General features: G+C 71.2%; 23 protein-coding genes. 18 read left to right on the top strand and 5 right to left on the bottom strand.

Translation table 11 applies throughout. The features are described from left to right. Window positions 1-25: 25 nt before the first annotated feature. Genes ATJ97_RS09380 through ATJ97_RS09340 form a run of 9 tightly spaced genes read left to right on the top strand, consistent with a single transcriptional unit; the run spans window position 26 to window position 9,382 of the window. Window positions 26-1,066 (top strand): DctP family TRAP transporter solute-binding subunit, encoded by a 1,041-nt coding sequence (locus ATJ97_RS09380; protein WP_098483528.1) that lies wholly within the window; start codon window positions 26-28, stop codon window positions 1,064-1,066. Beyond that, complete coding sequence (locus ATJ97_RS09375) at window positions 1,063-1,659, top strand: TRAP transporter small permease (protein WP_098483527.1); 597 nt, start codon at window positions 1,063-1,065, stop codon at window positions 1,657-1,659. The genes ATJ97_RS09380 and ATJ97_RS09375 overlap by 4 nt, the downstream gene beginning before the upstream one ends. A 3-nt stretch (window positions 1,660-1,662) precedes the next feature. Then, a complete protein-coding gene (locus ATJ97_RS09370) occupies window positions 1,663-2,943 on the top strand; it encodes a TRAP transporter large permease (protein WP_098483526.1) in 1,281 nt (426 codons plus the stop codon). Between the two features lie 21 nt (window positions 2,944-2,964). Next, a complete protein-coding gene (locus ATJ97_RS09365; RefSeq protein WP_098483525.1) occupies window positions 2,965-4,302 on the top strand; it encodes an enolase C-terminal domain-like protein in 1,338 nt (445 codons plus the stop codon). Then, window positions 4,299-5,798 (top strand): aldehyde dehydrogenase (NADP(+)), encoded by a 1,500-nt coding sequence (locus ATJ97_RS09360; RefSeq protein ID WP_211287130.1) that lies wholly within the window; start codon window positions 4,299-4,301, stop codon window positions 5,796-5,798. Before ATJ97_RS09365 ends, ATJ97_RS09360 begins: the two co-directional genes overlap by 4 nt. Further along, window positions 5,795-6,994 carry a fumarylacetoacetate hydrolase family protein gene (locus ATJ97_RS09355; protein ID WP_098483523.1) on the top strand — a complete coding sequence of 400 codons (1,200 nt, stop codon included), beginning with the start codon at window positions 5,795-5,797 and terminating at the stop codon, window positions 6,992-6,994. The genes ATJ97_RS09360 and ATJ97_RS09355 overlap by 4 nt, the downstream gene beginning before the upstream one ends. Continuing rightward, on the top strand, window positions 6,991-7,854 hold the full coding sequence (locus tag ATJ97_RS09350) for a fumarylacetoacetate hydrolase family protein (RefSeq protein ID WP_098483522.1): 864 nt from the start codon (window positions 6,991-6,993) through the stop codon (window positions 7,852-7,854). The genes ATJ97_RS09355 and ATJ97_RS09350 overlap by 4 nt, the downstream gene beginning before the upstream one ends. Window positions 7,855-7,880: 26 nt before the next feature. Then, window positions 7,881-8,639: an SDR family NAD(P)-dependent oxidoreductase gene (locus ATJ97_RS09345; RefSeq protein WP_098483521.1), complete on the top strand. Its 759-nt coding sequence runs from the start codon at window positions 7,881-7,883 to the stop codon at window positions 8,637-8,639. Window positions 8,640-8,671: 32 nt separating this feature from the next. Continuing rightward, complete coding sequence (locus ATJ97_RS09340) at window positions 8,672-9,382, top strand: GntR family transcriptional regulator (protein WP_098483520.1); 711 nt, start codon at window positions 8,672-8,674, stop codon at window positions 9,380-9,382. 81 nt (window positions 9,383-9,463) lie between these two features. Here the strand turns inward: ATJ97_RS09340 and ATJ97_RS09335 are convergent, their stop codons facing one another. Further along, the gene (locus ATJ97_RS09335) at window positions 9,464-10,684 is read right to left on the bottom strand and encodes an MFS transporter (RefSeq protein ID WP_098483519.1); all 1,221 of its coding nucleotides are present in this window, start codon (window positions 10,682-10,684) and stop codon (window positions 9,464-9,466) included. Between the two features lie 90 nt (window positions 10,685-10,774). On the opposite strand from ATJ97_RS09335, the gene ATJ97_RS09330 reads away from it, so the two are divergent. Together ATJ97_RS09330 and ATJ97_RS09325 are read left to right on the top strand one after the other, a co-directional pair. After that, on the top strand, window positions 10,775-11,242 hold the full coding sequence (locus ATJ97_RS09330; RefSeq protein WP_098485346.1) for a nucleoside deaminase: 468 nt from the start codon (window positions 10,775-10,777) through the stop codon (window positions 11,240-11,242). 179 nt (window positions 11,243-11,421) lie between these two features. Continuing rightward, on the top strand, window positions 11,422-11,712 hold the full coding sequence (locus ATJ97_RS09325; protein WP_098483518.1) for a WXG100 family type VII secretion target: 291 nt from the start codon (window positions 11,422-11,424) through the stop codon (window positions 11,710-11,712). 135 nt (window positions 11,713-11,847) lie between these two features. On the opposite strand, the gene ATJ97_RS09320 is transcribed toward ATJ97_RS09325, so the two are convergent. After that, window positions 11,848-12,270 carry a PPOX class F420-dependent oxidoreductase gene (locus ATJ97_RS09320; protein ID WP_098483517.1) on the bottom strand — a complete coding sequence of 141 codons (423 nt, stop codon included), beginning with the start codon at window positions 12,268-12,270 and terminating at the stop codon, window positions 11,848-11,850. Window positions 12,271-12,342: 72 nt separating this feature from the next. Beyond that, window positions 12,343-12,888 carry a TetR/AcrR family transcriptional regulator gene (locus ATJ97_RS09315; RefSeq protein WP_098483516.1) on the bottom strand — a complete coding sequence of 182 codons (546 nt, stop codon included), beginning with the start codon at window positions 12,886-12,888 and terminating at the stop codon, window positions 12,343-12,345. A 54-nt stretch (window positions 12,889-12,942) separates the two neighbouring features. On the opposite strand from ATJ97_RS09315, the gene ATJ97_RS09310 reads away from it, so the two are divergent. The 3 genes from ATJ97_RS09310 (at window position 12,943) to ATJ97_RS09300 (ending at window position 15,669) form a co-directional block, all read left to right on the top strand. After that, window positions 12,943-13,887, top strand: coding sequence for an alpha/beta fold hydrolase (locus ATJ97_RS09310; protein WP_098483515.1), 945 nt, complete (start codon window positions 12,943-12,945; stop codon window positions 13,885-13,887). A gap of 67 nt (window positions 13,888-13,954) precedes the next feature. After that, the gene (locus ATJ97_RS09305) at window positions 13,955-14,527 is read left to right on the top strand and encodes a sugar O-acetyltransferase (protein ID WP_098483514.1); all 573 of its coding nucleotides are present in this window, start codon (window positions 13,955-13,957) and stop codon (window positions 14,525-14,527) included. A gap of 110 nt (window positions 14,528-14,637) precedes the next feature. Beyond that, window positions 14,638-15,669, top strand: a complete 1,032-nt coding sequence (locus ATJ97_RS09300) for an LLM class flavin-dependent oxidoreductase (protein ID WP_098483513.1) — start codon at window positions 14,638-14,640, stop codon at window positions 15,667-15,669. 6 nt (window positions 15,670-15,675) lie between these two features. Here the strand turns inward: ATJ97_RS09300 and ATJ97_RS09295 are convergent, their stop codons facing one another. Next, window positions 15,676-16,008, bottom strand: coding sequence for a YnfA family protein (locus tag ATJ97_RS09295; protein WP_098483512.1), 333 nt, complete (start codon window positions 16,006-16,008; stop codon window positions 15,676-15,678). 157 nt (window positions 16,009-16,165) lie between these two features. On the opposite strand from ATJ97_RS09295, the gene ATJ97_RS09290 reads away from it, so the two are divergent. The 3 genes from ATJ97_RS09290 (at window position 16,166) to ATJ97_RS09280 (ending at window position 17,788) form a co-directional block, all read left to right on the top strand. Next, entirely contained in the window at window positions 16,166-16,372 is a 207-nt protein-coding gene (locus tag ATJ97_RS09290) for a PspC domain-containing protein (protein WP_098483511.1), read from the top strand. A gap of 68 nt (window positions 16,373-16,440) precedes the next feature. After that, the gene (locus ATJ97_RS09285) at window positions 16,441-16,788 is read left to right on the top strand and encodes an ArsR/SmtB family transcription factor (protein WP_098483510.1); all 348 of its coding nucleotides are present in this window, start codon (window positions 16,441-16,443) and stop codon (window positions 16,786-16,788) included. A gap of 22 nt (window positions 16,789-16,810) precedes the next feature. Further along, complete coding sequence (locus tag ATJ97_RS09280; RefSeq protein WP_098483509.1) at window positions 16,811-17,788, top strand: SRPBCC family protein; 978 nt, start codon at window positions 16,811-16,813, stop codon at window positions 17,786-17,788. Window positions 17,789-17,855: 67 nt separating this feature from the next. Here ATJ97_RS09280 and pgm read toward each other — a convergent pair whose 3' ends face one another. Beyond that, window positions 17,856-19,535, bottom strand: coding sequence for a phosphoglucomutase (alpha-D-glucose-1,6-bisphosphate-dependent) (gene pgm, locus ATJ97_RS09275; protein WP_098483508.1), 1,680 nt, complete (start codon window positions 19,533-19,535; stop codon window positions 17,856-17,858). A 133-nt stretch (window positions 19,536-19,668) separates the two neighbouring features. Between pgm and ATJ97_RS09270 the strand changes: the two genes are divergently transcribed. Continuing rightward, window positions 19,669-20,022, top strand: coding sequence for a rhodanese-like domain-containing protein (locus ATJ97_RS09270; RefSeq protein ID WP_098483507.1), 354 nt, complete (start codon window positions 19,669-19,671; stop codon window positions 20,020-20,022). The last annotated feature ends 137 nt before the right edge of the window (window positions 20,023-20,159 follow it).

Raw genomic sequence — 20,159 nt, 5'->3', positions numbered from 1 at the left:
CACGACGTTCAAGGGAGAACCAGTCATGGCCATTCGACGCACCTCGGGAACCGCCCGCCGCACCGCACTCGCAGGCGGCCTCGGGCTCACCCTTGCCGCAGTCCTCGCCGCCTGCGTCAGCGGGGAGAAGGTGGACACCGGTGACGTCGCCGCAACGGGCGGCGCCGACGACGTCATTTTCCGATTCGCGCACGTCTATGACGCGCAGCACCCTGTGGAGACGTGTGGTGTCGCTGCCATCCAGGAGTCACTGGCGGGCAGCGGCATCAACATCGAGAGCTATCCCTCGGCGCAGCTCGGCAGCGAGGCAGAGTCGCTGGAGCAGATCGCCAGCGGTGGCCTCGACATCGCGGTGGCCGGGCCATCCTTCCTCGGCGTCTGGTACGAGGACGCGGCGGTGCTCGACGGCGCGTACCTCTTCAAGGATGTCGACCACTTCGCAGAGACGGTCCAGGGCGACGTCATCGCTGACATCCACGACAAGCTCTACGAAAAATCCGGGATCAAGGTCATGTCGACCTGGTACTACGGCACCCGGCACGTGACCTCCAACACCCCGATCAGCTCCCCGGAGGACCTCCAGGGCGTCAAGCTACGTACCCCTGACGCGCCGCTGTACCTCAAGAACATCGGCGCCATGGGCGGCACCGCCACCCCGATGGCCCTCGACGAGGTCTACACGGCCCTCCAGCAGGGCACGCTCGACGCGCAGGAGAACCCCGTCCCGACCATCGAGTCCTCGAAGTTCTTCGAGGTCCAGGACTACATCAACCTCACCGGACACATGGTGCAGGCGGTGCACGTCCTTACCCACGACGGGATTCTCGACTCCCTCACCGAGGACCAGCGGACGCGGTTCGACGAGGCGATGCAGGCGGGCGCCGACGCCACTCGTGAGTGCATCGAGACGCAGGAGAAGGAGACCGTCGACCAGTGGAAGCAGGACGGCACCATCACGGTCAACGAGGACGTCGACCGGGAGGCCTTCGCCGAGCAGGTCAGCGAGCAGCTGCCGGGCCAGGTGCCGTGGGGTGACCTCTACCTCGAGATCCAGGGCGAACGGTGACCGGGGGCGGCACGCCACCCGCGGCGCCCGAACCGGCGGACGCCGTCCACGAGCCGGCCGACAGCCCTGACTACCTGGAGCGGCGCAGCCGCGTCTACCGGGCGATAGTCAACCTGGAGCGATACCTGACCACCGGAATCCTCGTCGGGACGTTCGTGGTGATCATGCTGCAGGTGGTGACGAGGTACGCGTTCTCGAGCCCGCTCAGCTGGACGGAGGAGCTGGCGAGGTTCCTGCTGGTCTGGCTCACCTTCCTGGGCGCCGGGTACGTGATGTCCCGCCGGCTGCACATCTCCGTCGACCTGCTTGTCGCCCGGCTGAGCAAGCGAGGCGCCGTCGTGGTCGACACGTTCGCCACGCTCGTGGTGCTAGTCGCGTCCGCGGCGATGGCGATCGCCGGCGTCAGCATCGCGGCGGACGCCGCTGACCTTCTCGCGCCAGCCACGCGGCTGCCGATGTCGGTGGTGTACACCGCCGGGGTCGTCGGGTTCGGTCTGATCTTCCTCCATGGCCTCGCCAACCTCTTCGTCAACCTGCGTCACCCGGAAGAAGTGCCGGGAGCCATGGAGAACATCGAGAAGGAAGGTTTCTGACCGATGACGCTCCTCATCATGCTTATTGGCCTCCTGGTGCTGCTGTTCCTGCGCGTGCCCGTGGCGTTCGCGCTCCTGGTGCCCGCCCTGGTCTACGTGGTCACCGATCCCACCGCCTCGCTCGGCATCGGTGTCCAGCAGACACTGTCCGGGGTCAACAACTTCCCGATGCTCGCCGTGCCGATGTTCATCCTGCTGGGGAACCTCGCGAACGTCTCGGGCATCACCGACCGCGTCTACAGCGCCGCCATAGCTTTCCTCGGTCACATCCGCGGCAGCCTCGGATACGTCAACATCGCGACCAGCTTCGGCTTCTCGTGGATGAGCGGTGCCGCCATCGCGGACGCGGCAGCGATGGGGCGCGTCCAGGTGCCCCAGATGATCAAGCGGGGATACCCGGCGGGCTTCAGCGTGGGTATCACCGGCGCCTCCTCGCTGATCGCCCCGATGATCCCGCCGAGCATCCCGGCCATCATCTACGCCGTCACGGCAGGGCTGTCCGTCGGGGCGCTCTTCATCGTCGGGATTGTGCCGGCGCTGCTGCTCGTGACCGCGCTGGCGGCCATGGTGTGGTGGCAGACCCGCAAGAAGGACCACCTCCGCGAGTACAAGGTGGGGTGGGGGGCCCGCGGCCGAGCCGCGCTGGCATCCCTGCCTGCGGTCGGGGCCGCCGTCGTGATCCTCGGCGGCATCCTCGGCGGCGTGGCCACCCCCACGGAGGCCTCGGCAGCCGGGGTGCTGTACATCTTCATCCTCGCGCTCGCGTACCGAGAGATGACCTGGCGCAAGCTCTACGACGTGCTTCTCCAGACGGTCGAGACGGCAGGCTCAGTCCTGCTGATCGTCGCGGCGGCCGCCCTCTTCGGTTGGGTGCTTGCCCGGGAGCGGGCACCTCAGCTGGCCGCCGACTTCATGCTCGGGCTCACCAACGACCCGGTGATGTTCCTCATCCTGGTGAACCTCTTCCTGTTCGTCGTCGGGTGCCTGCTCGAGCCGACGGCCGCCATCCTCATCATCGTCCCCGTGCTCTCGCCCGTGGCCGAGACCTTCGGCATCCATCCCATGCACTTCGCCGCCATCGTCATCTTCAACCTGCTCATCGGGCTTCTGACGCCGCCGGTGGGACTGGTGCTGTTCGTGCTCTCGAGCGTCACCAAGATGCCCGTGGCCGACGTGATCAGGGGTGTCCTGCCGTTCTTCGTCCCGATGGTCGCGGTGCTGCTGCTCGTGACCTTCATCCCCGCCTTCAGCCTCTGGCTCCCTGGCCTGCTCGGCTTCCTCTAGATCAATCGAGAGAGTGCTCTGATGTCACGTATCGAATCGGTCCATGTCCGCGACATTCGCTTCCCGACCTCGCTGGAGCTGGACGGATCTGACGCGGTCAACGTCGACCCCGACTACTCGGCCGCCTACGTCACCGTCACAACCTCCGACGGCGAGACCGGCCACGGGATGGTCTTCACCTGCGGCCGGGGCAACGAGATCGTCGTCGCCGCGATCGAGAGCTACGGGCGCCTCCTCGTGGGTCGTGAGACCGACGAGCTGATCCACGACCTGGGGGCCGCGTCGAGACTCCTCGTCCACGACTCCCAGCTGCGCTGGCTCGGGCCCGAGAAGGGCGTGTCCCACATGGCGTGCGGAGCGCTCGTCAACGCGCTGTGGGACCTGCGTGCCCGGCGTGAGGGCAAGCCGCTGTGGCTGATGCTCAGCGAGATGTCGCCCGAGGAGCTCGTCAGCGTCGTCGACTTCACCCATATCCGTAACGCCCTCACGCCCGAGGAGGCCCTCGAGATTCTCCGCCGGGCCCAGCCGGGCAAGGCGGAGCGGGTCGCCGAGCTCCGTCGGACCGGCTACCCGGCCTACACCACCACCCCGGGATGGCTCGGGTACAGCGACGAGAAGCTCGTCCGGCTGAGCAAGGCGGCGGTCGAGGCAGGCTTCGGCATGATCAAGCTGAAGGTGGGTGGCGACCTGGACGACGACCGCCGCCGCATGCGCCTCGCCCGCGAGGCGGTGGGTGAGCATGTGCGTATCGCCATCGACGCGAACCAGCGCTGGGAGGTCCAGGAGGCGATCGACTGGGTCCGCGAGCTTGCCGACTACGCCCCCTGGTGGATCGAGGAGCCCACCAGCACCGACGACGTGCTCGGGCACGCAGCGATCCGCCGCGGCATCGCCCCGGTCAAGGTGGCGACCGGCGAGGCCGTCGCCAACCGGATCGTGTTCAAGCAGCTGCTCCAGGCGGAGGCGATCGACGTCATGCAGATCGACGCCACCCGGGTCGCGGGCATCAACGAGAACATCGCGAACATCCTGCTCGCGGCCAAGTTCGGCGTCCCGGTGTGCCCGCACGCCGGCGGGGTCGGCCTGTGCGAGCTCGTCCAGCACTTCTCCTTCTTCGACTACGCCGCGGTGAGCGGCTCGCAGGAGGACCGCGCCGTCGAGTTCGTCGACCACCTCCACGAGCACTTCGTCGAGCCGGCCGCGCTAGAGGCGGGACGTTACGTCGCCCCGTCCCGCCCCGGCACGGGGGCGCAGATGCACGAGGAGTCCCTCGAGCGCTGGGAGTACCCCCGCGGCGGCGGGTGGCTCGAGGTCGGCGACCGCGCCGCCGTCAACGAGATGGCGGGTCGGCAGAGTTGACCACGTTGACCACCACCGTCCAGCTCGGCGAGGCCGTGCGCGGGGCGCACGGTGCCTACGAGGCTGCCCGCGGCGCCCCTCCCACGGAGCGTGCCGGGTGGCTCGAGGCCGTCGCGCTCGCGCTCGACGCCCACGGGGACGAGCTCGTTCAGCTCGCCGGGGAGGAGACGCACCTGCCTGAGGGGCGCCTCAGGACCGAGCTGCTCAGGACCACCTTCCAACTGCGCCTCCTCGCCGAAGAGGTGCGCAGCGGGCAGGTCCTCGACGCGACGATCGACCACGCCGACCCGTCGTGGGGCATGGGGCCGCGCCCCGACATCCGCCGCGTCAACGTCCCGCTCGGTGCCGTCGGCGTGTTCGGTGCGTCCAACTTCCCGTTCGCCTTCAGCGTCCTCGGCGGGGACACGGCGTCCGCGCTCGCCGCAGGCTGCGCCGTCGTCCACAAGGTGCACGAGGCGCACGAGCGGCTCGGCCGCCGCACCGCCGAGATCGCTATCGCCGCGCTCACGCAGGCCTCCGCACCCGCCGGCCTCCTCGCGATCGTGACCGGCCGCAGCGCAGGCGAGTCGCTGGTGGACCACCCGCTGATCAAGGCCGTCGGGTTCACCGGCTCGACCCGTGTGGGCCGGCTCCTCCTCGAGCGCACCGTCGCACGCCCGGAACCCATCCCCTTCTACGGGGAGCTGGGCAGCGTGAACCCCGCGTTCGTCACCGAGCGCGCCTGGGCGGAGCGTCGCGAGGAGGTGCTCACCGGCTTCGCCGCCTCCTTCACCCTCGGCATGGGGCAGTTCTGCACCAAGCCGGGTCTCCTCTTCGTCCCGGAGCTCGACGCCGGGGCGCGGAGGACACTGGAGCAAGCGGTCGCCGCTGCACCACGTTTCCCGATGCTGACCGAGGGGCTGGCGGAGGGCTACCAGCACGCCCTCGAGCACGTCGCCGGCGGCGCCGAGACGGTCGTCCCCGGTGAGCCTGGGGTCGCCCCGGCGCCCACAGTCCTCGCCGTCAAGGCCGAAGAGGCGCGCCGACGCCCCGAGCTCCTCGCGGAGGAGATGTTCGGGCCGGCCAGCGTCGTCGTGGCCTACGGCTCCGAGGACAACCTCGCCGAGCTGGCCGAGCTTCTCCCCGGCCAGCTGACCGCGACGGTGCACGGTCAGCCCGGCGAGGCGCCGGACGAGCTCGTCCAGGTCATCGAGGAGCGCGCCGGGCGGGTCATCTGGAACGACTGGCCGACCGGGGTGACTGTCAGCCACGCCCAGCACCACGGCGGTCCCTTCCCCGCGACCACCGCCCCCGGCACGACGTCCGTCGGCACGGCGGCCGTGCAGCGGTTCATGCGCCCCGTCGCCTACCAGTCGTTCCCCGACGCCCAGCTGCCCCCGGCGCTCCAGGAGGCCAACCCTTGGCGTATCCAGCGCCGGGTGGACGGCCGGTGGACAGAGCACGACGCCGGCGACCGGGCCGGCGCGGCAGCCGAACGAACCCAAGGACCACGATGAGCACAACGACGCAGATCCTGCCCCAGGACGCCGCAGCGGCGGTCCTCGTCGGACGGGTGTGGGATCCCGAGACCCAGGGCCCGCGGCCGGTGGTGGTGCGCGGGGAGGAGCTCCACGACCTGTTCGACGTCGCGCCCACCGTTTCCGAGCTTCTCGAGCACGACGACGTCGTGGCCAGGGTCCGGGACGCCCGCGGTACGCGAAGCTGGCGCCTGACCGACCTGATGGAAGCCCCTGACGACGGCGACCTCTCGCACGCCCGCCTTCTCGCTCCCGTCGACCTGCAGGTCGTCAAGGCGTGCGGGGTGACGTTCGTCGACAGCATGGTCGAGCGGGTCATCGAGGAACGCTGCGCCGGCGACCCCACGCGGGCCGAGGGCGTCCGGGCGGCGATCGCCGCCGCGATCGGCGGCGCGGTCGGGGACGTCGAGCCGGGGTCCGACGAGGCGCGCCGCACCAAGGAGGTCTTGCTCGCCCAGGGGCTGTGGTCACAGTATCTCGAGGTCGGGCTCGGGCCCGACCCTGAGGTCTTCACCAAGGCGCCCGTGCTCGCGTCCGTCGGGTACGGCGCACACGTCGGCATCCCTGAGTTCTCCGCCTGGAACAATCCCGAGCCGGAGCTCGTGCTCGTCATCGACTCCGCAGGACGGGTGCGGGGCTGCACGCTTGGCAACGACGTCAACCTCAGGGACGTGGAGGGACGCAGCGCCCTGCTGCTCGGCATGGCCAAGGACAACAACGCCTCGAGCGCGCTGGGCCCCTTCGTGCGACTCTTCGACGACTCCTTCACCCTCGACACCGTCCGGGACGAACGGATCCGGCTTCGGGTGGAGGGCGAGGACGATTACCTCCTTGAGGGCGAGAACCACGTCGGTCGCCTGAGCAGGTCCTTCGAGCGGCTCGTCGCGGCGGCCACGGGCCCGCACCACCAGTACCCGGACGGGTTCGTGCTCTATACCGGCACGTTGTTCGCTCCCACTCAGGACCGGGACACCCCCGGGCAGGGGTTCACGCACAAGCCGGGCGACCGCGTGTCGATCAGCAGCCCGCACCTCGGGACGCTGACCAACGTGGTTGCGCGCACCGAGACGCTGCCGCCGTGGCGGTTCGGGGTGCGTTCCCTGATGACGTACGTGCGTGCCCGGTCCGCCGACACCGCGCTGGCGGCTTCGGGCACCGCCGGAGGTGCCGCGTGAAGCTCCTGAGGGTCGGTGTCCCGGGCGCCGAGACCCCGGCCGTGCTCGTCGACGATGACCGGGCCGGGCCGGGCCGGGCCTATGACCTGTCCGCGCTCACGGCGGACATCGACGGCGCGTTCCTGGCCACTGACGGCATCGGTCGGACGAGACAGGCGCTGGCCGACGGCGAGCTCCCGGTGATCCAGCTCGACGGCCTGCGGGTGGGCCCCCCTGTGGCACGACCGTCCGCCATCGTGTGCATCGGGATGAACTATGCCGCTCACGCCCGAGAGTCGGGGGCAGAGCCGCCATCGTCCCCGGTGGTCTTCCTCAAGACGCCGAACACGCTGGCGGGGCCGGACGATGTCGCCAGCATCCCCCGCAACAGCACGCGCACCGACTGGGAGGTCGAGCTCGGTGTCGTCATAGGCCGGCGGGCCAGCTACCTCGCCGACCGGGAGGAGGCGCTCGCCCACGTCGCCGGTTATGTCGCGGCGAACGACTTGTCCGAGCGCACTTTCCAGCTCGACGACTCCGGCGGGCAGTGGTCCAAGGGCAAGTGCGCCCCCGGCTTCTCGCCGCTTGGCCCCTGGCTGGTGCCCGCGGACGAGGTCGACCCCTCCCGGCTGCGGCTGCGCAGCTGGGTGAACGGGGAGATCCGGCAGGACTCGACGACGGCGGACATGATCTTCGGCGTCGGCCACATCGTCCACCACCTCAGCCAGTACATGGTGCTCGAGCCGGGCGACGTGGTGCTGACAGGGACCCCGGAGGGTGTTGCCCTGTCCGGGCGGTACCCGTACCTGCGTGACGGCGACGTCGTCGAGATCGAGATCGAGGGACTGGGCAGACAGCGACAGGCTTTCGTCCAGGCGTGAGGGACCGAGAAGAGGAGCAGAACGGAATGAGCAAGGACCTCGACGGACTGGTTGCGCTCGTGACAGGGGGTGCGTCGGGCATCGGGTCGGCCACGGCCGATCTGCTCGGCGAGCGGGGGGCGAAGGTCGCGATCCTCGACCTCAACCCCGACGGAGGGCACTCCGGCCACCTCTCGCTGCGCTGTGACGTCGCCGACGACGCGTCTGTCCGGGCCGCTGTGGCCGACGTCGTGCGCGAGCTCGGTGGCATCGACATCGTCGTCAACAACGCGGGCATCGGCGCACAGGGGACGGTCGAGGACAACGACGACGACGAGTGGCGCCGTGTCCTCGAGGTGAACCTCCTCGGCACCGTCAGGGTGAGCAGGGCGGCCCTGCCCCACCTGCGGCTGTCGAGGGCCGCGGCGATCGTCAACACGTGCTCGATCGCCGCTACCGCAGGACTGCCGGCCCGCGCTCTCTACGGGGCGACCAAGGGGGCCATCCTCTCGCTGACGCTGAGCATGGCCGCGGACCACCTGCCCGAGGGCATCAGGGTGAACTGCGTCAACCCGGGCACTGCGGACACCCCGTGGGTCGGCCGCCTGCTCGAGCGGGCCGCCGACCCGGTCGCGGAGCGTGCGGCACTGGAGGCTCGGCAGCCGCACGGGCGCCTGGTCAGGCCGCAGGAGGTCGCGGCCGCCATCGCCTACCTCGCTTCCCCACTCTCCGGATCCACCACCGGGACGTCGCTGGCGGTCGATGGCGGCATGCAGGGGCTGCGGCTTCGGCCGGGAAATAATTGAGCCATGATCGCAACTCCGCCCGGGGTCACTCTGTGACCGCCAGGCCAGACGACGTGCCGCGGATCCGTCGCACGACCGAAGACGTGTACGACGCGCTCCGAGCCCGGATCCTCGAGAACGAGATCGAACCGGGCGAACGCGTGAACATCGACGCACTCGCGCGAGACCTCGGCGTCTCGCAGACACCGGTGCGTGAGGCGGTCCGCCAGCTCGAGGGGGACAACCTCATCGTCAAGGTTCCAGGAAAGGGCTATCGGACCACCCCGCTGCTTGATCTGGAGCGACTGCGGCAGCTGTTCGAGTTCCGCCTGCTCGTCGATGTGTGGGCTGTCGAGGTAGTGACGACGAACAGGCTTGGTAACCCGGCACGCGTGATAGGGCAGGAGATCGACAGGTTCGAACTGTCCATCGCGGGCAAGACAGACATCCGGCGTGAGCTGGTCCTTCACGACACCCGGTTCCACGGCTACATCTTGCGTGCGCTCAGCAACGAGGTCGTCCGCGAGGCCTACGAGCAGACCCACAGCCACCTGCACACCTTCCGGCTCTACGCTGCCGACATCGATGGAAGCATCACGATCGCGGAGCATCGCAGGATCTGGGCGGCAGTGGAGAGTTGCGACGGGAGCGCCGCAGCCGCAGCGATGCACGAGCACCTGACTGCCGCGTTCTACCGGTTCGCTGCGGCGTTCGACGAGGCCCCAGGGACACTCCGGGGGCCCGCGACGCACCGGCTGTACTGACGCTCTCGGCCGCTCGGAAGGCTGCCGCTGCAGGCTCCACCGCTCGCGGGCTCCCAGTCGGCGGAGTCGCCTCTTGCCGGCTCAGTGCCCGGGAAGGTGCGCCGGGTCGCCCTGGTCGCGGCGCCGCAGCAGCGGGGCGACGCCGACGGCCGTGAGCACGGCGACGCCGCCGCTCGCGGCCACCATGACGAAGCCGCCCGTCGAGCCGTGGCCGTCGATGAGCACCCCGGCCACCGACGAGCCGACCGAGACACCGACGTTGATGCCCGTGCTCAGCCACGTCAGTCCCTCGGTGAGGCGCTGGCGGGCCACGAGGTGCTGGACCATCGAGTTGCCGTTGATGATCGTCGGCGAGATCGCGAAGCCGGTCACGAACATCACCGCGGCCATGACCGCGATGCTCCCCACCAGCAGGAACAGCCCGGTGCCGGCCGCCAAGACCGCGACGCCGACCACGAACCGGCGCCAGGCCGGGCCGGTCCAGGTGTGGGCGCCGTAGAGCAGGCCCGCCACCACGGACCCGAGCGAGAAGATGCCGAGCAGCACGCCGGCCAGGCTCGGGCGGCCGTGCTCGGCGGTGAACGCGACGATCGAGACGTCCGTCGCGCCGAAGATGCCGCCCACGAAGAGAAAGACGACGACGATCCCCACCAGGGCGCCGGACCGCATGACCGATCCGCGGTGCGCGCCGCCCTCGAGACGAGGCTGGGCGGGCGGCTCGGTGCCGCGCTGGGCGAGGAAGGCGTAGCCGCCCACCACGATGACGACGGCGGCCACGGCGGTGCCGGCCCAGGGGGTCACCGAGGTGGCCAGGATCGTGGCGATGACGGGGCCGAGCACGAACGTCGACTCGTCGAGCGCCGACTCCCACGAGTACGCCCGGTGCAGCTCCTTCGGGGTGCGCACCGCCTGGGTCCAGCGGGCGCGGACCAGGGCGCCGAGCGACCCGACGCTCGCGCCCGAGACGACGGCGCACGCGTAGACGGTCCACAGCGGTGCGCCCGTGACGGCCGCGACGACGAGCCCCCCGAGCGCCAGACCGGAGATGGTGACGGCCGGCGTCATGACCCGCGCCTGGCCGAACCGGTCCACGAGCCGGGCGAGCTGCGGCGCGCAGACGGCCTGCGCGATGACGAACGTGGCCGAGACCGTGCCGGCGGTGGCGTAGGAGCCGGTGATGCTCGAGAGCATCAGGACGATGGCGATGCCCACCATCGAGACGGGGAAGCGGGCCAGCAGGCCCGCCGCCGAGAACGCGAGAGTCCCGGGCAGGCCGAGGATCTCGCGGTAGGGGTTGGGCACCGAAGAATTCTTCCACCGACGACGCCCGTCCGGGACGGCGGACGGTGGTGAGGTCGGACACCAGCCCGGCCACCTGGCACCATGACGGCCATGGCGACGGACGACGGCGTGAGGACGGATCGCGGGGCGCTCGCCGTCGCGCTCGCGGAGGCCAGGGCGGGACGTGCGGAGGGTGGCATCCCCATCGGGGCTGCGCTCGTCGTCGACGGCGAGGTGCTCGCCGTCGGACGCAACCGCCGGGTGCAGGACGCCAGCCCGATCCTGCACGGCGAGACGGACTGCCTCGCCAACGCCGGGCGGCTGCCGGCGAGCGTCTACGCCCGCGCGACCATGGTCACCACGCTCTCCCCGTGCGACATGTGCACCGGCGCGATCCTGCTCTACGGCATCCCCCGCGTGGTGATCGGCGAGAATCGCACGTTCCTCGGCGGGGAGGAACTGCTGCGCTCCCGCGGGGTGGAGGTGGTCGTGCTCGACGACCCCGCCTGCGTGGAGCTCATGCGCGACTTCGTCGCCGCGGAGCCCGCGTTGTGGAACGAGGACATCGGCGAGGACTGACGCCGGGTCACGGCGCGGGGTGCCGCACGGAAGTTGTCGTCCCGGGGAGTTGTCCCCCGGGGGACTTGTCCCCATGGCTGGTGGGGGACACGGGCGGTTTCGGACCGGTAGGAATGGTCCCAGCGGATCTCGCCGGCAGGCGGCGGGTCCTCGATCCCACGAGGGGGAGTGACGCCAAGATGTCGAACATCAACGTCTCCTATGACGAGATGCAGCGTGAGGCCAACAACCTGGTCACCGCCAAGGACCAGATCGTCGCGGACCTGAACCGGTTGCAGGCGCAGATCCAGGGGCTGGTGGAGTCCGGGTTCGTCACGGACCAGGCCTCGGTGCGGTTCAACGAGTCCTACCAGCAGTTCACCACGGGTGCGCAGTCGACGATCGAGGGGCTGCAGGACCTCTCGCAGTACCTCGTCAACGCGGCCCAGGCGCTGGCCGACACCGACTCCCAGCTCGCCGCCGGCATCTGACAGACCGGCCGGGACCGCCCTGGCCACCCGCGCGGTGAGGTCGGTCCCCGCCCGGTCGTCCCCGCCCGGTCGGCGGCGTCCCCGCCCGGTCGCCGGCGCGGGAGCATGGCGGCGTCGTGGGTGCGACAGAGCTCGTCAGTCGAACCAGGGGCCCATCCCGCCGACGCGCGTCACGGCGACGTGCAGGACGAACCCGGGCGGCGGGTCCGGCATCGGCGGGAACGTCGTCCCGGGGCCGACGTACGTCTGGGCGAGGCGGTGGAGCAGCTTGGGGGCGCCGCCCTCGACGACCCGCGCCCGGCCGTGGACGACGAGATGGTCGCGCATCCCGACCGGGTTCGTGGCAGTGCCCTCGAACGACAGGGCCACGCGCGGATCGCGCCGGACGTTGGCCAGCTTGCGCTGCCCGGCCATGAGGTGGGCGGTGACCAGCTCGTCACCCTCGACGCCGACCCACACCACGCTCACCTGGGGCGAGCCGTCGGCGTTGACGGTCACCAGATGTCCGAGCGCCCCGGACTCGATCAGCTGCCGGGCCGCGTCGTTGAGCCGTGCCATGAGCCACTGTCCCACCGGTGCCGACGGCGTGGTGAGGCTTTCCGGAGGGCGTTCCCTCCGGTGCGCCGGACGTCAGGCCAACGCCCCTCGGACGACCAGCTCGAGGACCGGCCGTGGGTCGGCGTCGTCGTGCCGGGCGATGCTGTGGAGAAGCAGGCCCTCGAAGCAGGCGGCGATGCCGGCCGCCGCCACCTCGGGGTCCCTCGCACCGAGCGACGCCATCGCGACGACGGCGGAGCTGACCATGCCTCGTCGGGCCGCGGACAGCGCGTCCCTGAGGTCGACGTCGTGGCTGGCTTCCATGAACAGCACGAGCCGGGCGGTCGTCTGGGTGCGTCGCGTGCGGCTGAGGTAGTCGAACAGGTCGCACAGTCCGTCGACGAACTCGGCGGCGGAGGCGGGCTGCGCGAACGCGGCACCGACCTCCGCCTGCTCCAGCTCGAGGATGCGCTCGGCCACGCCCGTGACGAGCGCCCTGCGGGTGCGGAAGTAGTTGGACGTGGACCCGTTCGGCAGGCCGGCCTGCCGGTCGACGCGGGCGTGGGTCAGCGACCGGAGCCCCTCGGTGCTGAGGAGCTCGACCGCAGCGTCCACGGCACGTGCTTTCGTCGGGGTCATGTCGGTAACTATAGGAGTAGTGACACGGCACTACGCAAGTAGTAGCGTCACGTTATGGAGCGCACCAGGCGCCCGAGAGGCGTCGCAGCCAGGACCGGACCGGAGGGCCCCGGGCTCCCGGAGCTGGAAGGCGTGGAGCACCGCTTCGTCGACCTGCCCGGGCTCCGCATGCACGTCGCCGAGGCGGGCGCCGGCGACCCACTCCTCCTGCTCCACGGCTACCCGCAGCACTGGTGGTCGTGGCGCAAGGTGCTGCCCAGTCTCGCCGCGCACTATCGCGTCCTCTGCCCCGACCTCCGGGGAGCGGGGTGGACTGACGCCCCGGCCGACGGGTACGAGGCCGACCAGCTCCTGGCCGACGTCGTCGCCCTGCTCGACGCGCTCGGGGTGGACACGCTCCACCTGGTGGGGCACGACCTGGGCGGCATCCTGGGCTACCGCCTGTGCCTGGCCCACCCCGAGCGGGTACGGAAGTACGTGGCCGTCGCGGCGCCGCACCCCTTCCCGGACCTGTCGCCCCGGATGCTGCTGTACGTGTGGAAGGTGTGGCCCATGTTCCTCAGTGCCGCGCCGGTGCTGGGGCCCTGGCTCCTGCGCGCAGGCGGGCAGTGGTTCCCGCGTCACCTGATGACCGGCGACACCTCCGATCCCGACGTCTGGTCGGAGCAGGATCTCGACATGTTCCTCGGCCGGCTCCGTGACCCGGTTCGTGCCCGCGGGACCGCAGCGCTGTACCGCAGCCTCGCGGTGGACGAGGCGCGTCGCAGCGTCGCGGGCGACTATCGCGGCGCCCGGCTCCGCACGCCGACTCTGGGCATCTACGGAAAGGTTCTCTACGTCGGTCACCAGCCCAGCGGGATCCCCGAGATCTTCGCCGGGTACGAGGACCACGTCGACGAGATCTCGTGGGCGCACATCCCCGGCACCGGCTACTACCTCCCCGAGGAGAAGCCGGAAGCCTTCCTCGAGCGTGTGCTCGAGTTCTTCGAGGGAAGCTGAGCCGACGACGGCGAGAGTCACCGGGCCGCCGCGCGGTGCGCCGACGCCCGCCGGTACGTTGCCAGCTATGACGGAAGACACCAGGACCATGCGCGAGCGGATGCTCGCCGGAGACCTCTACATCGCCGACGACCCCGTGCTGGCCGAGGAGAACCAGCGTGCCCTGGACCTGATGGACGCCTACAACGCGACCTCCGTGCGGCAGGGGCCGCTCCGCCGTCGGCTGCTGGAGGAGCTGCTCGGCTCGGTCGGCAAGGGCACGGAGATCCGTCCGCCGTTCTACGTCGACTACGGCAGGCAGATCAGCGTCGGGGCGCGGACCTTCGCCAACTTCGGGCTCGTGGCGCTCGACGTGGCACGGATCGTCATCGGCGACGACGTGCAGATCGGCCCGAACGTCCAGCTGCTCACGCCGACGCACCCGGTCGAGCCGGGCCCGCGGCGCGAGAAGTGGGAGGCGGCGGAGCCGATCACCATCGGGGACAACGTCTGGCTCGGCGGCGGCGTCATCGTGTGCCCGGGCGTCACCATCGGGGAGAACACGGTGGTCGGGGCGGGCGCCGTCGTCACCAAGGACCTGCCCGCGAACGTCGTCGCCGTGGGCAACCCGGCGCGGGTCGTCCGGGAGATCATCGACTGAGCTGACGCAGTGCCGCGGGCAAGGGCCTTGGTACCCAGGGACGGGCGCCCGGACGCTCCGATACTGGCTGAGGGGCAGGGGCCCCGGCCGCAGTGAGAACGGAGCCGTCCATGGAGCTCGGTGTCTTCTCCCTCGCCGACATCCACCCGGCCGTCGACGGCGGACCCCGTCCGACGCCGGGCGAGCGGCTGGACGAGGTGGTGTCTTACGGAACGCTCGCCGACCGGCTCGGGCTGGATGTCTTCGGTGTCGGCGAGCACCACAGCCACGACTTCGCCGTCTCGTCACCCGCCGTGGTGCTCGCGGCGGTGGCGCAGGCGACCGGGCGGGTGCGCCTGGCCTCGACGGCCACCGTGCTGACCGCGCTGGACCCGGTGCGCGTGTACCAGGACTTCGCCACGCTGGACCTGCTGAGCCAGGGCCGCTGCGAGATCGTCGCCGGGCGCAGCGCCTTCGCGGAGCCGCTCCGCCTCTTCGGGGTGGACCCGGACCGGCTCGACGAGGTCTACGCCGAGAAGCTCGACCTCCTGCTGCGGTGCCGGGACCAGGAGCGCGTCACGTGGGCGGGATCGTCTCGGCCGGACCTGCTGGAGGCCGAGGTGCCCCCGCGCCCCTGGGCCGACCGGCTCCCGGTATGGGTCGGTGTGGGTGGCTCGCCGACCAGCGCGCTGCGCGCGGGCGACCTCGGTCTGCCGATGATGCTGGGCTTCGTGGGCGGCACCCTCGACAACGCCCGGCGCCTGGTCGACACCTACCGTCTCGCCGGCGAGCAGGCCGGCCACGACCCGGCGACGCTCCGGGTGGCCCTCGCCGCGCAGCTGTACGTCGGGGCCGCCACGGCGCCGGCCCGCGAGGACGCCTACCCGTTCTACCGCCGCCACCTCTCCGCCGGGGCCGGACGCGCGGGCGGCTGGGACGTCAGCCGCGGCCAGATGGACGACCTGTCCGAGCGGGGCGGCTCGCTCATGCTGGGCGGGCCCGAGCATGTGGCCGCGAAGATCCTCGACCTGCACGAGCTGCTCGGCGTCGACCGCTTCCTCGGCCAGATCGACTTCGGCGGCATGCCTAGGCACATGGTCGAGGAGTCGCTGGAGCGGTTCGCCGGTGAGATCACGCCCCTCGTGCGGGCGGCCGTCGGCTGAGGGCTCTCACGCCGGCCGGGGCGCGTACATGATGACGGCGACGCCGGCCAGGCAGAGGAGCGCGCCGACGACGTCCCAGCGGTCGGGGCGGAAGCCGTCGACCAGCACGCCCCAGGCGAGCGAACCGGCGACGAACACGCCACCGTAGGCCGCGAGGATGCGGCCGAAGTGCGCCTCCGGCTGGAGGGTGGCCACGAACCCGTAGAGGCCGAGCGCGATGGCTCCGGCGCCGACCCAGATCCAGCCTCTGTTCTCGCGCACGCCCTGCCAGACGAGCCAGGCACCGCCGATCTCGAAGAGGGCGGCGATCGCGAAGAGCAGGACGGAACGTAGCGGCATGGGTCTCCCTCTCGGTGTCGGATCGACGCTACCGGCCGCGTCGGAGCCCGGAGGTCACCCTGTCTGAATCAGGGGCGGGGCAAGGGTCATCCCCGATGTGCGCAGCCGGAGGTTCGGGCACCGTGGTGGATGAAGCACTCCGACCGGAAGGACCACCATGAACGTGCACGACTCGCTCCGCTCCCAGGGCCTCGTCCGCCCGAGGAACGATCGGATTCTCGGCGGCGTCTGCGCCGGCCTCGGCCGACGGTTCGGCCTGGACCCGTGGGTCGCGCGGGTGCTGTTCCTCGTGCTGCTGTTCGTCCTGCCGGGCAGCCCGCTCGTGGTCTACCCGATCCTGTGGATCCTCATGCCGAACGAGTGAGCGCGCCGCCGGCGCGAGGTGCGGCAGGCACTTGACGGCGGGGTGCGACGCGCCTAACGTACAACCAAATGGTTGTACGTGGCAGCGAGCGGCTCGCGCTCGACGACGACGAGATCGACCGGATCTTCCGGGCGCTCGCCGACGCGACCCGGCGCGACATCGTCCGCCGCACCCTCCGCGGGGAGGCGAGCGTGACGCAGCTCGCCGCCGCCTACGACATGTCGTTCGCGGCGGTGCAGAAGCACGTCGCGGTCCTGGAAGGGGCCGGCCTCGTGACCAAGCACCGGCAGGGACGCGAGAGATTCGTGCGCGGGAACCCCGACACCCTTCGCAGGGCGCAGACCCTGCTGGACCAGTACGAGCAGATCTGGCGCGGACGGGTCGACCGGCTCGACGCGCTCCTCACCGACGAGTGATCCGCTTCAGGAAGGCGCAGCCATGCCCATCAGCTCCGTCGAGAAGGACCTCGACGCCCTCACGATGACCATCGTCGCCGAGTTCCCGGTGCCCGTCCGCCGGCTCTGGGACGCCTACGCCGATCCCCGACAGCTGGAGAAGTTCTGGGGCCCGCCCGGGTGGCCGGCCACGTTCGCCCGCCACGACATGGCGCCCGGCGGCCGGTCGAGCTACTGGATGACCGGCCCGGGCGGTGAGCGTGCGGGCGGGTACTGGGAGTTCGTCGCCGTCGAGCCGGAGCGCTCCTTCGAGGTGATCGACGGGTTCGCCGGTCCCGACGGCGCACCGGACCCGGCGATGCCGACCATGCGGATGACCTGCACCTTCGACGAGACCGACGCCGGCGCGCGGGTGACCACGACCACCCGGTTCGGCTCCCTCGACGAGCTGCAGAAGCTGGTCGAGATGGGCATGCAGGAGGGCATGACGGCCGCCATGGGGCAGATGGACGCCGTCGTCGCCGACCTCGCGTCCTTCGCCGCCGGGCGCGCGGCCGAGGCGCAGTTCCTCGGCGATACGCAGGTCCGGGTCAGCCGCGTCATCCGTGGGCCGCTCCAGCTCGTGTGGGACGCCCACCACGACCCTGCCCTGCTGCAGCGTTGGATGCTCGGGCCCGACGGCTGGACGATGCCCGTGTGCGAGGTCGCGACCAAGGTCGGCGACGTCTACCGCTTCGAGTGGGAGCAGGCGGACGGCGGGGGCCGGTTCGGGTTCACCGGTGAGCTGCTGGAGTCCATGCCGCCGCACCGCGCCGTGACGACCGAGCGGATGACCGGTGTCGAGGGACAGGGGGCCGTCAACGAGCTGACGCTCACCCCGGTCGAGGGCGGCACGCTGCTCACCGTGGTCATCACCTACCCGGACGCGAAGACGCGCGACGAGGTGCTGGCCACCGGCATGGTCGACGGCCAGGAGGCGAGCTACGCCCGCCTGGAGTCCGAGGTCCTCGCCCTGGCCTGACCCGGGCTCGCCGCGGCCCGGTGCAACTCCGGGCGTGCACCGGGCGTGCACCGGGCCGGCCGGCGCCCTACTCGGCCAGCGCCTCGTCGACGACCTTCTTCGCCTCGGCCTGCACCTGCGCGAGGTGGTCGTCGCCCTGGAAGGACTCGGCGTAGATCTTGTAAACGTCCTCCGTGCCGGAGGGGCGGGCGGCGAACCACGCGCTGGAGGTGGTGACCTTCAGGCCGCCGATCGCGGCGCCGTTGCCGGGCGCGTCCACGAGCCGGTCCACGATGGGCTCGCCCGCGATCTCCGTGGCGGCGACGTCGGCGGGCTGGAGCTTGCCGAGCTTCGCCTTCTGCGCCTTGGTGGCGGCGGCGTCGATGCGGGCGTACGAGCTGGCGCCGTAGCGCTCCACCAGCTCGGCGTGCAGCTGGCTCGGCGACTTCCCGGTGACCGCGATGATCTCCGAGGCCAGCAGCGCGAGCAGGATCCCATCCTTGTCGGTGGTCCACACGGTGCCGTCCTTGCGCAGGAACGACGCACCGGCGGACTCCTCCCCGCCGAAGCCGACGGAGCCGTCGAGCAGCCCGGGCACGAAGTACTTGAAGCCCACCGGCACCTCGATCAGCCGGCGGCCCAGCCCGGCCGCCACCCGGTCGATCAGCGCGGAGGAGACCAGGGTCTTGCCGACGGCGGCCTCGGCCGACCAGTGCGGCCGGTGCGAGAAGAGGTACTCGATGGCGACGGCGAGGTAGTGGTTCGGGTTCATCAGCCCGCCGTCGGGGGTGACGATGCCGTGCCGGTCGGAGTCGGCGTCGTTGCCGGTGGCGACGTCGAAGGGGGCGGCTCCGCCGTCGCCGCGCATCTTCTCCCGCAGGGACGCCATCGCGTAGGGGGAGGAGCAGTCCATGCGGATCTTGCCGTCCCAGTCCAGCGTCATGAAGGACCAGCGGGGGTCGACCTCGGGGTTGACCACCGTCAGGTCCAGGCCGTGGCGCTCCCCGATCGCGGCCCAGTACTCCACCGAGGCGCCGCCGAGCGGGTCCGCGCCGATGCGCACGCCGGCCCGGCGGATCGCGTCCAGGTCCAGGACGTTGACGAGGTCGTCGACGTAGGCGGTGATGAAGTCGTTCTTCCGGGTGGTGTCGGCGGCGACGGCGCGCTCGAACGGGATGCGCCCGACCTCCTCCCAGCCCTCGCGCAGGATCTCGTTCGCCCGGGCGGCGATGGCCGACGTGGCGTCCGAGCCCGCGGGCCCGCCGTTGGGCGGGTTGTACTTGAAGCCGCCGTCGCGCGGCGGGTTGTGCGACGGCGTGACGACGATGCCGTCCGCCAGTCCCGGGCCCTCGGTGCGCACGCCGCCGGAGGTGCCGGCGCCGTTGTCCCGCAGGATCGCGTGCGAGATCGCCGGGGTGGGCGTGAAGGAGTCGCGGGCGTCGATCCGCGTATCCACGCCGGCCGCGGCGAGCACCTCGAGCGCGGTGCGCCAGGCCGGCTCGGACAGCGCGTGGGTGTCCCGGCCGAGGTAGAGGGCGCCGTCGTAGCCCTGCGCGCGGCGGTACTCGACGATCGCGGCCGTCGTGGCGACGATGTGGGCCTCGTTGAACGCGCCGTCGAGGCTGGAGCCCCGGTGCCCGGACGTGCCGAAGACCACCTGCTGGGCCGGGTCGTCGAGGTCGGGCGTGCGGTCGTAGTAGGCGGAGACGACCTCCCCGACGTCGATGAGGTCCTCGGGCAGGGCTGGGGTACCGGCGCGCTCGTGCATGGCCCGATCCTGCCACCGCCCGCCGACCTCGGCATGGACACGGAGTGTCCTCCCGGTGTCGGGCAGCCTCGTACGCCCCGGCAGGCGCCCGGCCGGCCCCGCGCGCGCTCCCGCCCCGGCCTACCCTTGCCCCATGACGATTCCTGACACTCCCGGCAGCAACGTGAGCGTGGACGACCTCGACGCCGCCGACCCGATCCCCGACGGCTACGTCCTCCTCGACGTGCGCGAGCACGACGAGTGGCAGGCGGGTCACGCGCCCGGTGCCGTCCACATCCCCATGGGTGAGCTGCCCGCACGGGTGGACGAGCTGCCCGAGGGCGAGCTCGTCGTCGTCTGCCGCTCCGGCGGCCGGTCGGCCCGCTCGGTCCAGTGGCTCAACCAGGTGGGCTACGACGCCCACAACCTGGCCAGCGGCATGAAGGGCTGGGAGGCCGCGGGTCTGCCGCTCGTCCGGGACGACGGCGCAGCCCCCACCGTGCTCTGACGGTCGCCGGCTCCCCGGCGGCCGTCTGCTGCCGCCGGTCGTCTCCCTTCCGCTTCCACCCCTCAGCCGCCTGCTGCCGTCGGTGTCCGGCCAGATGCGCCGCCCGCGTGCTTCCGTAAGTGACGCTCCGCAGATGA

Source organism: Georgenia soli (assembly GCF_002563695.1).
In the GTDB taxonomy this organism is placed as follows: domain Bacteria; phylum Actinomycetota; class Actinomycetes; order Actinomycetales; family Actinomycetaceae; genus Georgenia; species Georgenia soli.
Note: the sequence above shows the minus strand (reverse complement) of the source record. Positions and strands in the feature narration are given on the sequence as shown.